The following is a 14,647-nucleotide window of genomic DNA, read 5'->3' on the forward strand; positions in this document are numbered from 1 at the left end:
GTCACCGGCCGGCCTTCTGCTTCAGCGTGGTGATGACGTTTCCCGCGACGGAGACCGCGAGCGGGCACGGGTCGATCTTGTTCAGTTTGGTCTCGCCGGGCGCGGCTTCGACCATGAAGGAGAGCTGGTCGGTGACACCGACGTTGACATCGCACGAGTTCGTGATGGGCCCGGGCTGGGTGCTGTACGCGACGGCCGGGAAACCCTGGATGGGCGGGAGCACGTCGAAGCGTTTCATCTGCGGCCGGACGTTGGCGTAGACGTTGCTGAGGCCGTCGTTGTTCTTGCCGAAGAACGACAAGCCGATCCGGGCGTGGGTGTCCGGGCTGATCCAGTCGCAGCTCGGGGCCGCCGAGTTGTCCGGTTTCCCGGTCACCGCCGAGCCGAGCTGGAAAGTGAGCTGATCGGGGGTGAGCGCTTGGCACGGGCCGTCGGCGAACACGGTGTCGGGGAGCGGGTTTTCGACCTTCGGCGCGCCTCCGTAAGGCAGCGACGGGGCCGACGGCGCCGAACTCGTCGCGGTGCCGTCGGTAGGCGTTGAGCAACCGGCGGCCAGGGCTGCGAGGGCGAGCACTCCGACGATCGTGCGCAGGTTCATCCGAAGTTTCCTCGAGAGCCGGTGCCGGGGTTGGTTTTCTGGACGGCCGCCGTCTGGTCCTGGTCGCTCTGGCCGATCGCGGCCAGCGCTTTCCTGATCCGCTCGATCAGCTCGGTGACGTAATCCAGCTGCAAGTCGATGTGCCCGCCGCCATAGGAGAACGCGCCCAGTTTTCCGCTGCCGTCGCCGACCATGGCGACGTGCATTGCCATCGTCGAAGGATCTTTCGACGGCGGCTTCATGCTGCACAGGGTGGAAACCTTGCGCTTCATGACTCCCAACCTGTCCTGATAGCCGAGCAGCTCCTCGAGAACCTGCTTGGCCACGTCGATGTCCAGCGAAAACCCGTTCGCCGCGGGCCTGGCATCGGCAGGGTGAAAGACCGAGAACTCGACGTCCTCCCACACGCGAAGCCCTCCCCATGTTCGGTGTCATCAAATGCAGACAGCTAACAAAGTAGCTGATCACTCACTGCCTGTGTGACGTTCTCCGAAATGCGGAAGTCGACTAGATATTAATGCTCTAGACGCAATTTCTATGCTAATCCGAGAATGCGCAGTTCAGGCCGATAAATGCCGGATCGCCGACCGGTGGACGTCCGGGAGCAGCGGGTTTCGTCGTCGGCCAGTGGCAGGACCGCGACGGCCTGGCTCTCGGCGCGCCAGGTCGCCGTCCGGTCGGCGCAGCGGACTGCGAGTTCCCTCGCGAAGTCGGCTAATCCGACAGAATCCTTGGCGAGCAAGGGATGTCCCGTCGAAAACATCAGTGCTCTAGGAAAGCGCTCGTTTCCACACCTCAGCAGCGCAGCGGCACAGTGCGGCCGGCTCCACCGCGGCTGGGTCGAGCAGGCACTGCAGGGCGATGCCGCGGAGTTGCCCGACGATGGCGACGGCGAGCTGCTCCGGGTCCGCGTCGGCGCGGATGGCGCCCTCGGAGATGCCTGCTGAGATCTCGTGGCGCAGGTCGTGGCGGAAGGCTTGGTCGCGTTCGCGGAAGATCGGGGCCAGTTCCGGCGCGGTCATCGATTCCGCCCACAGCACCAGAAAGGCGCGGCTCAGCACGTCCGGCTCGCTGAGCTGGGCGAGGTAGCCGTCGATCAGCCGCAACAGCCGGTCCAGGCCGGGCGGCAGCGTGTCCAGGCCGGGGACGAAGCCGGTCTGCGTGGTGCGGGCGAGTTGTTCCAGCAGCGCCTGTTTGCCGCCGAAGTGATGCGTGACCAGGCCACGGCTGTACCCGGCGCGCTCGCCGACGCGCGCCAGGGTCACGGCGCGCACGCCTTCCTCGACGACCAGCTCGGCGGCGGCTTCGAGCAAAGCGGCCGACGCTTGGTCGCGGCGTTCCTGTTGAGTGCGGCGGGCGGTCACGGAAGAAACTCTACAACATACTTGCCAGCTGACAAGCAAGTATGCGTAGAGTGAGAGCGACGAGAGGGAGGAAGTCCGATGACCGCAGTTTTCGTCCACGGCAACCCGGAAACCGCCGCGGTGTGGGAGCGCCTGCTCGCCGAGCTGGGCGACCGGCCGGTCGTGTGCCTGTCCCCGCCCGGGTTCGGCGCGCCGTGGCCCGAGGGTTTCGGCGCGACGGCCGTCGAATACCGCGACTGGCTGATCGCCGAGCTGGAGAAGTTCCCCGAACCGGTCGACCTCGTCGGCCACGACTGGGGCGGCGCGCACGTGCTCAACGCCGTCATGGCCCGCCCGGAGCTGGTGCGCAGCTGGGCCAGCGACACGGCGGGCGCGTTCGACCCGGACTACGTCTGGCACGACCTCGCGCAGGCGTGGCAGAAACCGGGCGTCGGCGAGGAAGCCGTCGCGGCGATGTTCGGCGCGCCGGCGGACAAGCGGGCAGAGCGCCTGGTCGGCGGCGGAATGCACGAGTCGGTGGCCGCCAAGGTCGCCGAGGGGATGAACGACGACATGGCGCGCGCGGTGCTCCCGCTCTACCGGTCCGCGGCGCAGCCGGCGATCGCGGAGTTCGGCCGCAATCTCGAACGCGCGGCGGAGCGGCCGGGGCTCGTCATCCTGGCGACCGAGGACCACTTCGTCGGGACGGACGAGCAGCGCCGCCGTGCGGCCGGGCGGGCCGGGGCGAAGGTCGCGGTGCTGGAGAGTCTCGGGCACTGGTGGATGACGCGGGATCCGGTCCAGGGCGCGCGAATCCTCGCCGAGTTCTGGGAAGCGTCCGAATAGGACTGTTCAGGCGCGCGCGACGAGATGGAACACCCGGCTCATCCGCCGGTACGGATCTCGTCGCGCCGCCTCCAGTTCCACCTCCGCGATTTCGGCGATCCGGCTCTCTTCGGGGTCCAGGTCCCTCCAGTCGGCGAACAGCCAAACTCCGTACCAGGCAAGCGGTTCAGCCCCCTGTCCGACGAGGAGCTGCGACAGTCCGGCGACCGTGTCGGCGCGCGTGTCCACGCCGAGGACGCCCCGCTCGCCGCGAGCGTCGAATGCCGTCAGCGCGTCGTTCCACCGTCCTTCCAGCGCCGGGAGGACGGCCAGCGTCTCGGCGTTGAGCGCCATCACCGAGACGATCCCGCCCGGCGCCGCGCAGGCGCACAGCGCGTCGATCATCGGCACGGGATCTTCCACGTACATCAGCACGCCGTGGCACAGCACCGCGTCGAATTTCTGGCCGCCGACCGCGCGGACGGCGTCCTCGCCGCGGCTGCGCACCAGCCGGACCCGCTCGCGAACCTCAGCTGATTCCGCAGCTAGCCGCTCCTGCGCCTTCGCCAGCATCGCGTCGGACGAATCCAGCAGGACGACGTCGTAACCCAGGCGCGCCAACGGAAACGACTGATGTCCGGCCCCGCCGCCGACGTCGAGCACCGTGGCCGGCGGCGCAGGCAGGTGCGCCAAGAGCTGCTGATGCAGGACGTACGTGCGAATTCGGCCCTTGACGGTCGCGTACGCGCCTTCCACGAACGGACTCGCCAGCGCGGCCCAGGCGTCGGTCTCCATGCTGTTCATACTGCGCCCGAACAGCAGTGACGCGCGTCACATAAAGTGCATGTCCAGAACCCGCCCGCGCCTCCGACCACTCCCCGTAAGACCCCGAAACCACGAGGAGCAAGACGATGAAGTTCCTGATCAGCCTGCACATCAACCAGTCCGTTCTCGACGCGCTGACCGACGAGGAGAAGGAAGCCCTCGGCAACGGCGTCACCGCGTTCATGGAGTCGACGAAGAAGTCCGGCGAGCTGATCGCCGCGCAGGCGCTGGCCGATCCGTCGCAGGCCGCGGTGGTGTCCGTGCGCAACGGGCAGCCGGTGGTCACCGACGGGCCGTTTCTCGAGTCCAAGGAGTTCCTCGGCGGCTACTACATGATCGACGTCGAGAGCAAGGAGCGCGCGATCGAGCTGGCCGCGCAGATCCCGGACGCCGCGATCGAAGGCCTCGGGGTCGAGGTGCGCCAGGTGATGTTCTCGGAAGGACAATTGGAAGCGTGAACCCGCCCGCCGTCGAGGACCTGCTGCGCGAACTCGTGCCGCAGGTTCTTGGCGTGTTGGTGCGCCGGTACGGCCAGTTCGAGGGGTGCGAGGACGCGGTGCAAGAGGCCGTCCTCGCCGCTTCGCAGCAGTGGCCGGTCGAAGGCGTGCCGAACAATCCGCGCGGCTGGCTGTCGACGGTCGCGTCCCGGCGCTATGTCGACCAGCTGCGCAGCGACCAGGCGCGCCGCGAGCGAGAGCTGGCGAACGCCGTCGAGGCCGCGCCCGAGGTGCCGGACACCGACGACACGCTGCTCCTGCTGTTCCTGTGCTGCCATCCGACGCTGACCCCGGCGTCGCAGACCGCGTTGACCCTGCGTGCGGTCGGCGGACTGACCACGGCCGAGATCGCGCGCGCGTTTTTGGTACCGGAGGGCACGATGGCTGCCCGGATCAGCCGTGCCAAACAGCGGATCAAGGCGGCGGGCAGTTCGTTCCCGGGCACGGAAAGCCCGGAGCGGCTGAGCGTCGTGCTGCAGGTGCTCTACCTGATTTTCAACGAGGGCTACACCGCGTCGTCCGGCAGCGACCTGCACCGCGCGGACCTGGCGTACGAGGCGATTCGCCTGGCCAGGATGGTGCACGCGCGGCTGCCGGACGACAGCGAAGTGACCGGCCTGCTCGCGTTGATGCTGCTGACTCACGCCCGCCGCGCGGCCCGCACGACGGCGTCCGGGGACCTGGTCCCGCTGGCCGACCAGGACCGCTCGACGTGGGACCGCGCCATGCTCGACGAGGGCACTGAGCTGGCGAAAGCGTCGCTGGCCGGTTCGGAGCTCGGCCCGTATCAGCTGCAGGCAGCCATCGCCGCGACGCACGCCGACGCGGAGACGGCGGAGGAGACCAACTGGCGGCAGGTGCACGCGCTTTACCTGATCCTGGAACGGATCGCGCCCAATCCGGTCGTCACGTTGAACCGCGCGATCGCGCTCGCCGAAACCGAGGGGCCGCGGGCCGGGCTCGCGCTTTTGTCCACATTAGACAGTGAAGAACGGATGGCGCGGCATCACCGGTTGCTGTCGGTGCGGGCGCATTTGCTGGAGAAATCCGGGGATTTGCCTGGCGCGTACGAGAACTACCGGCTGGCGGCCAAGGCGACGGCGAGTATCGCGGAGAAGCGCTATCTGGAATCCCGGGCCGCCCAGGTGCGCGAGTGAATTCTCCGCGACCGGCCTCGCGGGCCGCTCCCGAGTTCGAGTAGGTTTCGCTGCGTGTCCCGGACGTCTGCGAGCGTGCCTGACGAGGTCATGCGCGTCTCGATCGTGGACCGGCTGTTCGCCCGCGAGGACGACGAACGGCCGTTGTTCACCCAGCAAGAGCACACCCGCGGTGTCGAGTACACGCTGACGTGGGCGGAGTTCGCCGCGAAAGTCCGGATCGTGGCCGGGGAATTGCGCCGGGTCGCGGAACCGGGCGAGCGCGTCGCGATCCTCGCCGGACAGGAACTCGCTTACCCGCTGGCGTTTTTCGGCGCCATGGCCGCCGGGATGGTCGCTGTTCCGCTGATGTTGCCGGGCAATCGCGCGCAGGCCGACCGGCTCGCCGGCGTCCTCGCCGATTCCGGCGCGCGAGTGTGGGCGACGTCCTCGGCCGTCGCGGCGAAGGTGCGCGAGTTCAGCGATCCCGGCGACCTCGTGGTGGTGGACGAACTGTCCGGACCGGGCGTCGATCCGGTCCTTCTCGACCCGGAAAGCCCGGCCTACCTGCAGTACACGTCGGGGTCGACGCGCGAACCGGCAGGCGCGGTGATCCCGCACCGGGCGATCGTCGCGGCGTGCTGGCAGGCCAGCCAGGCCTACGCCTCCGACGAGCAGACGACCTGCGCCGGCTGGATCCCGTTCTTCCACGACATGGGCCTGATTCAGCTGCTGTGCCTGCCCGTGTACGTCGGCGGCCGGTCGGTGTTCATGTCCCCGGCGGAGTTCGTGCACCGGCCGCAGCGGTGGCTGCGCCAGCTCTCGGACTACCCGGCCGTCTTCACCGCGGCTCCGAATTTCGCCTACGACCTCGCGGCTGACGTCGGCGCGGAGGACGGCCTAGATCTCTCGGACGTCCGGGTCGCGCTCAACGGCGCCGAGCCCGTCCGGCCGCGCACGGTCGAGCGTTTCCTCGAGGTCTTCGGCCCGCGCGGGTTCCGCCCGGAGGCGCATCGGCCGTCGTACGGGCTGGCCGAGGCCACGGTGTACGTCGCGAGCGCGGGAGACGACGGGCCGCGCGGCGCGGTGCTCGACCGGGAAGCCCTGGCGCAGGGCCGAGCCGTCGAAACGCCGGACGGCCAGCCGGTGATGTCGGTGGGACGGCCGGTCGGGCAGCTCGTCCGGATCGTCCACGACGGACACGAGCAACCCGAGGACGAGGTCGGCGAGATCTGGGTGCACGGCCCGAACGTCGCGTCCGGCTACTGGGGACGCGGCGACGCGGACTCGTTCGGCGGCGTCCTCGATGGGCTCGACGGCTGGCTGCGTACCGGCGACCTCGGCGTCGTCCACCGCGGCGACCTCTACGTCACCGGCAGGCTCAAGGACTTGATCGTCGTCGACGGCCGCAACTTCCACCCGCAGGACCTCGAAGCGGCGGCCGGCGAGGCGCATCCGGCGATCCGCCGCGACCGGGTCGCCGCGTTCGGCGTCGCCGACGAGCAGGGCGAGGGCGCGATGGTGGTAGCGGAATGGGTTCGCGGAGCGGAAGCCGAGGTCAAAGACGTGACCCGGGCGGTGCTGCGAGCGGTCTCGAGAGAGCACGATCTCACTCTCCGTGCGGTACACCTGGTCCCTTCTGGCGGACTTCCGCGCACTTCCAGCGGGAAGGTCGCCCGGTCCGCCGCCAAAGCGCGTTACGGTGGCGTGCGTGGGTGATCACTGCGCCGAGGTCACGAAGGTCGTCAGCGACACCTTCCGGCTCGACCCGGCCCTCGTCGTGCCCGACGCTCCGCTGGAGGAGCTCGGCATCGACTCGAAGGGCCGGATCCGGCTTCTCGCGGCGCTGGAGATCTACTACGACGTATCGATCGATCTGGACGAGCTCGATCGGTTCACCGACGTGGAATCCGTGGCGGACGTGCTCGCGGAGGCCCTGGCAACAAGCCGAGCTGAGGAGAAGCACTGAAATGAGCGGTGGGGGCGGGTACACCGCGACAACCCAAGCGTTGTCGACGGCGTCGAAGAACATCGGCGACCTGGCGGAAAAGCTGCTTGACGACAATCCGGACCTCGAACACTCCGAGCTGACCAAGGAGAAGTTCGGCCGGGTGCACCAGGCGCACGCCGACAAGTACCTCGAGGGGACCAAGCAGCTGTGGGCGGCGCTCTCCGGCTACAGCACCGCGCTCGGATCGTTCGGCACGAACATCAGCACCGCCGGTTCCGCGTACGGCAAGAACGAGGACAACCAGGTCGGCAACATCAACAAGACCGGCAACGGCGTCGACGGGATCCTCTGATGGCGGACGACAAGCAGCAGCCGAAGACCTGGCCGGACGTCAAGAAACTGCTCGACAACTCGGCGGTGCCGCCGGAGCTGAAGGACGGCCTGCTCCGGGCGTGGGTGCACGAGCACCCGAATCCCCAGGGCGACGAGGGCAAGGACGTCGCGAAGTACATCCAGTCGTACGGGCGGACGTTCATCCCCATCCCGAAGAATCCGTTCGCGGCGCCGGGCGGCGCTCCGCCGCTCGAGCAGGTCTACGAAGAGGCCCGGCAGAAGGGCCAGCAGGCCAGCTACAACCAGGACGAGAAGAAAAAGGCAGTCGACCAGGGCAAGGACGAGCTCGGCAAGAAGAAGCCGCCTGCCCCCGGCGAGGGCAAGGACGCCGCGGCCACCGGCACGAAGACGTCCGACGAACTCTTCGACCCCGCCGCGGCCGCGCTGCGGGTGTTCGAGACCTTCGGCGGGCTGCTCGAGAAGATCCCCGACGACTGCAAGGGGAACACGCGCAAGCTCGACCTCGACAAGGACATCCGCGGTCCGTTCGACGAACAGCGCGGGATCAGCTTCGAGGGTTTCGTCAACGACGCCATGCACTTCAAGCACGGCTCGGAAACCGTGAAGTCGACGCTGACCGAAACCGGCACCGAACTGGGCACCCTGTTCGGGACCTGGACCGGAGCCGGAGCCGACGCGGCGTCGGACAAGTACAACGAGAGCATTCAGAAGAAGGCCGCGAAGCTCGGCGACGACCTCAACCACGCCAGCGAAGCGACGCTGGCCACCACGAAGACGCTGTTCGACCTGTGCAAGGGGAAGGCCGACCAGGTCATCGCGCTGTACCGCGACCAGGTCGGCAAGGCCGACTACACGATGGCGCAGAAGGTCGTCGCGGTCGCCAACGGCGAGCACGGCAGCGTCAACGACCTGGCCCAGATCGCCGGCTGGATGGACTACAACTTCGGCACCAACCTGGTCAACACCCTCAACGACCAGGGCTGCTGCGACGACGACGAGATCCAGAGCCACGGCAAGGACCTCGCCAAGCAGTGGATCATGAACCAGTTCAACCCCGACATGTGGGACAACGTCTACAAGGGGTTCGAGAAGGCCTGCAAGGACGCCAAGGACCTCGTCGACAAGGCCTACGACACTCTCGACAAAGAGATGGGCAAGATCAAGAACAAGTTCCAGGGCGCCAAGGATGGCGGGGCCGGTGGTTCCGGTGGTTCCGGGGGGCCTGGCGGCGGTGGTCCCGGGGGTGGCGGTCAGGGTCCTGGCGGCAACGGCAACGGCAATGGCAACGGCAATGGCAACGGCAATGGCAACGGCAAGGGCGGCGGCTACGGCGGCGGTCAGGGCAACGGCTATGGCGGTGGCCAGGGGGACGGTCACGGCGGCGGTACTGGTGGGGGAACCGGCGGCGGTTACGGCGGCGGGTCCGGTTCGGACACGCCGCAGGGTGACCACCCCGGTGGCACTGGCGGCGGACCCGGCGGCATCGGCGGAGGTCCTGGCGGCGGCACCGGCGGCGGGTCCGGCTCGGGTGGCGGGTCCGGCAGCGGTTCCGGCTCCGGCGGGGGCGGCGGGAAGGTTCCCGACCTCGACGTCCCGTCCGATTCGCCTGGCGGCGGCCCGCTCGGCGGGGGCTCAGGCGGGGGTCCTGGCGGCGGGACCGGCGGCGGCGGTCCGGTGGACGGCCCGCCGATCAAGACCGATTCCGGCGGCGGCTCCAGCGGCGGGTCCGGCCCCGGTGGGTCTGGCCCCGGCGGTTCGGGTCCGGGTGATTCCGGTTCGAGCGGCGGACAGGACCACACCCAGTCCGACGAAGAGGCCAAGCAGCGGGCCGAGCAAGAGGCCAAGCAGAAGGCCCAGGCCGAGGCCAAGCAAAAGGCCGAGGCCGCGATGGACGCGCTGAAGAAGGACTCGCAGGGCAGCCACGGCGGCGGTCCGCTCGGCGGCCCCGGCGGCGGCGAACCCGGTTCGACCGGCGGCGACGGCAAGGGCCCTGACGGCAAGAGCCCGGACGACAAGGGTCCTGGCGACGACAAGAGCCCCGGCGACAAGGCCCCCGGCGACAAGGGTGGCGGCGGCGGTTCCCCCGGCGGCGGCGGTCCGGTGGACGGTCCGCCGATCAAGACCGACCCCGCCGACGGCGGCCCCGGCGGCGAAGACGGCAAGCCCGGCGAGGACAAGAACCACGACGGCAAGCCCGACGACGACGGCAAGGGCCACGACGGCAAGCCCGGCGAGGACAAGAACCACGACGGGAAGCCGGACGACGACGGCAAGGGCCACGACGGCAAGCCCGGCGAGGACAAGAACCACGACGGCAAACCGGACGACGACGGCAAGGGCCATGACGGCAAGCCGGGCGAGGACAAGAACCACGACGGCAAACCGGACGACGACGGCCGGGATGTCCTGAAGGTCAAGCAGGGCGACAAGACCTTCGAAATGTCCGAGCCGGACCACGACGGCAAGATGGACATCAAGATCGGCGAGGGTTCCGGCCCTGCCAAGGACTTCAAGATCGACTGGTCCGAAGACAAGTCCGCGCACGACGGCGGGGACGGTCAGCAGCACGGCGACGAGGTCCACCATCCCGGCGCGGACGGCAAGATCCACCTCCGCGACGGCGACACGAAGATCACCGCAGAGCGTCCGGACGGGCCGAACGGGCCCACCGTCGTCACGGTCGACGACGGCAAGGGCAACCCGACGACCTACACGCTCGGCGAGGAGGACGACAAGAAGCAGGGCGTGCACGAGGTCGACCACGGCCCGCAGATGCCCGACGGCACCACCGGACGGCACCACGCGGGCGACGTTCCTGGCCAGCCTCGCGACGACGCTCCCGGCCACCACGGCGGCGAGCACAAGGGACCCGACGGCAACGGGCACGGCGGCGCCTCGCCCGGCAGCAGCCACCCGGTGCATCCGCTGGAGGGCGGGCCGGGTCCGGAGATGTCGCACAGCGGCGACCCGTTCGGCGGGCACCCGGCAGGCGTTCCGGCGCATCCGGCGGGTGGCGGCCCGGGGACCTCGGGCTCGGACGTCCCGGGGCACCCCGCGGGCGGTCCGGCCCAGCCGCTGCACCACGGCGTCCCGAGCGGGGCGCCCGGCCACCCGATTGAAGGCGGCCCCGGTCCGGAGATCTCGCACAGCGGCGGTCCGGGCGTGCCCGCGGGCGCCCCGAGCGCTCCGCTGCACGGCGGGCCCATAGTCGGAGTCGACAGCACTCCGATCGCCGGCACCCAGACCGGCGGCGGTTTCTCGCAACCGGCGGGCGACCACCCCGGCGGCCAGGGCCAGCCCGGCGGCAGCGGGATGCCTGGCATGGGCGCGATGGGCGGCGGACACGGCGGTGGCGGCGGCGGTGGCGAGACCGAGCGGCGCGCGGCGTACCGGGTGGAGGGTGCGGTCTTCGACAACCTCGTGGAGCCCGCCAGCCGGATCACTGGTTCACTCGACGATGACGACGACGCGCCGATCATCCGGACCAGGTAGGAGGACGCATGAGCGAAACCGCCGCGATGCAGGCAGAACTGGACGCGCTGGTCCGCGAGCAGGCTGATCGCCGGGCGCTGCGCGAGCAGAAGGCCGAGGAGATCAAGGCGCAGTCCCAGGAGTACATGACGAAGCAGGCGCAGGCGGCCGAACGGTACGTCCAGCACCGGCGGGAGATGGGGAAGCGCAAGACCAAGTCCGGGTGGAGCACGGACCGGCCGAGCACCGAACCGCCCTCGGCGTTCGATTCCGACGAGTTCGGCAACGAGCCCGGTTCGGCGTCCCCGTTCGCGGTGACCCCGAATCAGCCCGCGCCGCGTGCCGAGGCGCCGCGCCGTCCGACGCGCCGCCCCCGTCCGGTGGAAGACGACGAGGACGACGACGCCTTCCTCAACAACCGTTGGCGCGATTGAGGTTCTGACCCGGGAGGGGCTTCGCGGCCCCTCCCGCCGGTCAGGCCCGCACCAGCATCTTCCCGACGTTCTCTCCTCGCAGCATCCCGATGAACGCGTCCACGATGCTGGAAAACCCTTCTGTCACAGTCTCGTTCACGAGCACCTGCCCGCCGCGGACGTGCGGGATCAGGAATTCCTCGAACTCCTCGCGCGCGTCGAGGTGATTGCGCACCAGAAACCCTTCGATCCGAAGGCTTTTCCCGACGACGTCGAACAAATTGTGCGGTGCGCTCGGCGGCGTGCGCAGGTTGTTGTACTGCGCGACTGAACCGCACCAGGCGACCCGCCCGCGTTCCCGCAGGACATCGATCGCGGCGGCCAGGTGATCTCCGCCGACGTTGTCGAAGTACACGTCGATCCCGTCCGGTGCCGCCTTCGCGAGCAGGTCAGTGACCGGGCCGTCGTGGTAGTTGAAGGCGGCGTCGAAACCGAGATCGTGGGTCAAGTGCTCGACCTTCGCCGCGGATCCGGCGCTGCCGACGATCCGTCCCGCGCCGAGCAGTCGAGCGATCTGCCCGGCCGCGCTCCCCACCGCACCGGCTGCCGCGGAAATGAACACGTCGTCGCCGGGACGCAGCTGCGCGATCCGGGTCAGACCGACGTACGCGGTGAGCCCGGTCCCGCCGAGAATGCCGAGGTAAGCGCTCAGCGGAACGCCGTCCGCCGGGGTGATCGTCCGGACGTCGGCGGCGGTGACGACGGCGTGGGTCGCCCAGCCGTGCCGGTGAAACACCGTCGTGCCAACCGGCAGCGTCGGCTCCTTCGACTCGACGACCTCGCCGATCGTGCGGCCCTCCAGACCCGCGCCCAGCTCCCAGCCGCCCCACTCCATGAACTCGCGCATGTACGGATCGACGGACAGGTACCGGTTCTCGACCAGCACCTGGCCGTCGGCGAGCTTCGGCAGCGGCTGGGTGACGAACTCGAAGTCAGCGGCACTAGGCGCGCCCTCGGGACGGCGGACCTGGCGAACGGCGGTCAGGGACACGTGATCTCCTTAATTGGCTCTGACCAGCAATTTATCCGCGTCGAAGCCGCCTGAGCAGACCTCCGGATCGATGGACCGCGCCAATCCATGAATCTCACTCATGGCCGCGGCTAAGCTGGCCGCATGGATGCCGTCGACCTCACGCCGGGCGAGTTGCGCCTGCTGCTCGCGGTGGAGCGCACCGGCAGTTTCACCGCCGCTGCCGCCGAGCTGAGTCTCACCCAGTCCGCGGTCTCGCACGCCGTCCGGACCTGCGAACGCAAGGTCGGCGCCATCCTCTTCGACCGCGGCCGAACCGGTGCCCGCCCCACCGCGGCCGGCGCCCGCGCCCTCGTGCACGCCCGGCTGATCCTGCGCCAACTCGACGTTCTCCGCGCCGAAGCCCGGGGCGCGGCAGCCGGAACCCTCACCGGCCCGTTGCGCATCGCCGCTTTCCGCAGCGCGGCCGCACATCTCCTGCCCGCTGCCCTGGAACGCTTGACCGCCAAGCATTCCGGCCTGAACCCGCAAGTCCTGATCGTCCCCGAACTAGGCCGCGGCACCGCGGGCGAAGTGGCCGACGGACGCGCGGACGTCGCCATCGCCACCCTCGGCGAGGACGAAACCCCGCCGCCGGGTCTGGTCGCCGGAGAGCTGTTCCGGGAGCCGTATTTCCTGGTGAACCCCGCAGTCCTGCCCGATCCGCGCGCTCTGCCGCTGCTCGACTGGCCGGAAAACTGCTCCTCCTACACCCGGTCCTGGTGGGCCCGGCAGGATTGGCTGCCGTCGGCGAAAATGGAAGTTGCCGACGACGGGGTGGTGCTTTCCATGGTGGCACAAGGGATTGGCATGGCAGTCCTGCCGAAGCTCACCCTCGCCGCCATCCCGCCGGGAGTCGCGGTCACCCCGATCGCCGATCCGCCGACTCGGCGGATCGGGTACGTCGCGACTTACGCGGGCGCGCAGTCCCTCGCGGTACGAGAACTAGTGCGCGAATTGCGCGCGGCGGCTGAGGTTCAGGCGGCATAGCGCGGGCGTCAGTGCACCGGGGTGAGATGCTCTCGGCCGATGACTTTGTTGCGCTTCCGGACAGTCAGGTCAAGCCCGGAGATCTCGTAGCTGTACTCCCCGTTGACCGCGGTGAATCCGTTGGAAGTCCGCTCGGCATGGAGCGAGATGTGATTGTCCGCCGTGGTCGGCCGGCCGTCGTTGACGCGGCCGTCGTAGTGGTAGGAGCCGTCCGAACCGACGCAGATCGTCACGGTGTGTTTGCCGGTGTCGTACTTGGCCACCAGCCCCGCTCCGGAGTCCGACAGCCAGCTAGCGGCCTCCGCCGGGCACGGCGTCGCGGCCGTGGTTTGCGCGGGTTGCTGGAACTTCGAACTGAGATGGGCGAGAAGCTCGCTGCCGTAGACGAGCGCCAGAAACCCGAAGACCGCCAGTACCAGCCACGGGAGAACCCGCCGCTTTCTCCGGTGCGGGGCATATCGCGGGCCGGGCGACGAGATCTTCGGTGCAGGCGGGGGCCGCGTCGGCGCCCGCGGCGGCGGCACTGGGGCCAGCGCGATTGTCGGCCGTTCCGTTTTGGTGTGTTTCGAATCCACGAACGCGACGGTCTCGTCTGCCGCGATCTTCAGCGGACGATGGTCGGGCAGCGCCAGTTCCCCGGTCGCGCTTCCCGCTTCCCGGCCGCAGACGCGGCACACCGACTGTTGTGCGTAGTTGTTCGTGTGGCAGGAGTCGCACGACCAATCAGCCTTGTCCGGCATCGAACACCACCACCTCGTCATCGTCTCCGGAGCGGAAGGTCACCCAGTTGTGGTCGCGGGGAGCACGGCGCACCGGAAGCGGTGCGAGCACCGGAGCCGGCGGCGGTCCCGGCGGTCGCGGGCTCGGGTTCGGCGGCGCGGTCACTTCGTCGACCAGTCGCTGCAGCAAGACCCGGTACTGCTCGAAAAACCACATCGGGAGCTCGAACCGCGCGTCCCGGCCCCATCGCACGCTCAAGTCCAGCCGGAGAAGTTCCTGGCCGGTCAGCCCGGGTTCGATGGAGAGCGACGCTGTCGCGCAGTTGCGGACCGGGATCCGAAGCACCGCGGGCGGTGCTCCCGGCCGGGGCCGCTCGCAGATGATCAGCAACGCCCGGTCCCGGTACAGCACGACGTCCGGCCCTTCGATCGCAGGCGGCATCGGGCGCGGGGGAG

At 69.3% G+C, this 14,647-nt stretch carries 16 protein-coding genes; 9 read left to right on the plus strand and 7 right to left on the minus strand.

Features of this window, described 5'->3' with window-relative positions; genetic code table 11:
- Position 1 precedes the first annotated feature (1 nt).
- The 3 genes from ACFXI3_RS07405 to ACFXI3_RS07415 all read right to left on the minus strand — a co-directional run bounded on the left by ACFXI3_RS07405 (position 2) and on the right by ACFXI3_RS07415 (position 1,962).
- Positions 2 to 598 carry a DUF3558 domain-containing protein gene (locus ACFXI3_RS07405; RefSeq protein ID WP_378398638.1) on the minus strand — a complete coding sequence of 199 codons (597 nt, stop codon included), beginning with the start codon at positions 596 to 598 and terminating at the stop codon, positions 2 to 4.
- Positions 595 to 1,005, minus strand: coding sequence for a hypothetical protein (locus tag ACFXI3_RS07410; RefSeq protein WP_378398640.1), 411 nt, complete (start codon positions 1,003 to 1,005; stop codon positions 595 to 597). Before ACFXI3_RS07410 ends, ACFXI3_RS07405 begins: the two co-directional genes overlap by 4 nt.
- Positions 1,006 to 1,368: 363 nt before the next feature.
- Positions 1,369 to 1,962 (minus strand): TetR/AcrR family transcriptional regulator, encoded by a 594-nt coding sequence (locus ACFXI3_RS07415; protein WP_378398641.1) that lies wholly within the window; start codon positions 1,960 to 1,962, stop codon positions 1,369 to 1,371.
- Between the two features lie 78 nt (positions 1,963 to 2,040).
- Between ACFXI3_RS07415 and ACFXI3_RS07420 the strand changes: the two genes are divergently transcribed.
- A complete protein-coding gene (locus tag ACFXI3_RS07420; protein ID WP_378398643.1) occupies positions 2,041 to 2,787 on the plus strand; it encodes an alpha/beta fold hydrolase in 747 nt (248 codons plus the stop codon).
- Between the two features lie 6 nt (positions 2,788 to 2,793).
- Here ACFXI3_RS07420 and ACFXI3_RS07425 read toward each other — a convergent pair whose 3' ends face one another.
- Complete coding sequence (locus ACFXI3_RS07425) at positions 2,794 to 3,561, minus strand: methyltransferase (RefSeq protein ID WP_378398644.1); 768 nt, start codon at positions 3,559 to 3,561, stop codon at positions 2,794 to 2,796.
- A gap of 116 nt (positions 3,562 to 3,677) precedes the next feature.
- On the opposite strand from ACFXI3_RS07425, the gene ACFXI3_RS07430 reads away from it, so the two are divergent.
- From ACFXI3_RS07430 to ACFXI3_RS07460, 7 genes are all read left to right on the plus strand, one after another.
- Positions 3,678 to 4,049: a YciI family protein gene (locus ACFXI3_RS07430; RefSeq protein WP_344287862.1), complete on the plus strand. Its 372-nt coding sequence runs from the start codon at positions 3,678 to 3,680 to the stop codon at positions 4,047 to 4,049.
- Positions 4,046 to 5,245 (plus strand): RNA polymerase sigma factor, encoded by a 1,200-nt coding sequence (locus ACFXI3_RS07435; protein ID WP_378398645.1) that lies wholly within the window; start codon positions 4,046 to 4,048, stop codon positions 5,243 to 5,245. The genes ACFXI3_RS07430 and ACFXI3_RS07435 overlap by 4 nt, the downstream gene beginning before the upstream one ends.
- Before the next feature lie 90 nt (positions 5,246 to 5,335).
- Positions 5,336 to 6,943: a fatty acyl-AMP ligase gene (locus ACFXI3_RS07440; protein ID WP_378398719.1), complete on the plus strand. Its 1,608-nt coding sequence runs from the start codon at positions 5,336 to 5,338 to the stop codon at positions 6,941 to 6,943.
- Positions 6,936 to 7,193 (plus strand): acyl carrier protein, encoded by a 258-nt coding sequence (locus ACFXI3_RS07445; protein ID WP_344287866.1) that lies wholly within the window; start codon positions 6,936 to 6,938, stop codon positions 7,191 to 7,193. The genes ACFXI3_RS07440 and ACFXI3_RS07445 overlap by 8 nt, the downstream gene beginning before the upstream one ends.
- A gap of 1 nt (position 7,194) precedes the next feature.
- Entirely contained in the window at positions 7,195 to 7,527 is a 333-nt protein-coding gene (locus ACFXI3_RS07450; RefSeq protein ID WP_344287868.1) for a hypothetical protein, read from the plus strand.
- Complete coding sequence (locus tag ACFXI3_RS07455) at positions 7,527 to 11,021, plus strand: hypothetical protein (RefSeq protein WP_378398646.1); 3,495 nt, start codon at positions 7,527 to 7,529, stop codon at positions 11,019 to 11,021. Before ACFXI3_RS07450 ends, ACFXI3_RS07455 begins: the two co-directional genes overlap by 1 nt.
- 8 nt (positions 11,022 to 11,029) lie before the next feature.
- Positions 11,030 to 11,434 (plus strand): hypothetical protein, encoded by a 405-nt coding sequence (locus ACFXI3_RS07460; protein WP_344287873.1) that lies wholly within the window; start codon positions 11,030 to 11,032, stop codon positions 11,432 to 11,434.
- 40 nt (positions 11,435 to 11,474) lie between these two features.
- Here the strand turns inward: ACFXI3_RS07460 and ACFXI3_RS07465 are convergent, their stop codons facing one another.
- Positions 11,475 to 12,464, minus strand: coding sequence for an NADP-dependent oxidoreductase (locus ACFXI3_RS07465; RefSeq protein ID WP_378398648.1), 990 nt, complete (start codon positions 12,462 to 12,464; stop codon positions 11,475 to 11,477).
- 123 nt (positions 12,465 to 12,587) lie between these two features.
- On the opposite strand from ACFXI3_RS07465, the gene ACFXI3_RS07470 reads away from it, so the two are divergent.
- The gene (locus ACFXI3_RS07470) at positions 12,588 to 13,472 is read left to right on the plus strand and encodes a LysR family transcriptional regulator (protein WP_378398649.1); all 885 of its coding nucleotides are present in this window, start codon (positions 12,588 to 12,590) and stop codon (positions 13,470 to 13,472) included.
- An 8-nt stretch (positions 13,473 to 13,480) separates the two neighbouring features.
- On the opposite strand, the gene ACFXI3_RS07475 is transcribed toward ACFXI3_RS07470, so the two are convergent.
- Both ACFXI3_RS07475 and ACFXI3_RS07480 read right to left on the minus strand, forming a co-directional pair.
- Positions 13,481 to 14,212 (minus strand): zinc finger Ran-binding domain-containing protein, encoded by a 732-nt coding sequence (locus ACFXI3_RS07475; RefSeq protein ID WP_378398651.1) that lies wholly within the window; start codon positions 14,210 to 14,212, stop codon positions 13,481 to 13,483.
- Positions 14,196 to 14,633: a hypothetical protein gene (locus ACFXI3_RS07480; protein WP_378398652.1), complete on the minus strand. Its 438-nt coding sequence runs from the start codon at positions 14,631 to 14,633 to the stop codon at positions 14,196 to 14,198. Before ACFXI3_RS07480 ends, ACFXI3_RS07475 begins: the two co-directional genes overlap by 17 nt.
- Positions 14,634 to 14,647 lie beyond the last annotated feature (14 nt).

Source organism: Amycolatopsis sp. NPDC059235, assembly GCF_042754125.1.
Taxonomy (GTDB): Bacteria; Actinomycetota; Actinomycetes; order Mycobacteriales; family Pseudonocardiaceae; genus Amycolatopsis; species Amycolatopsis albidoflava.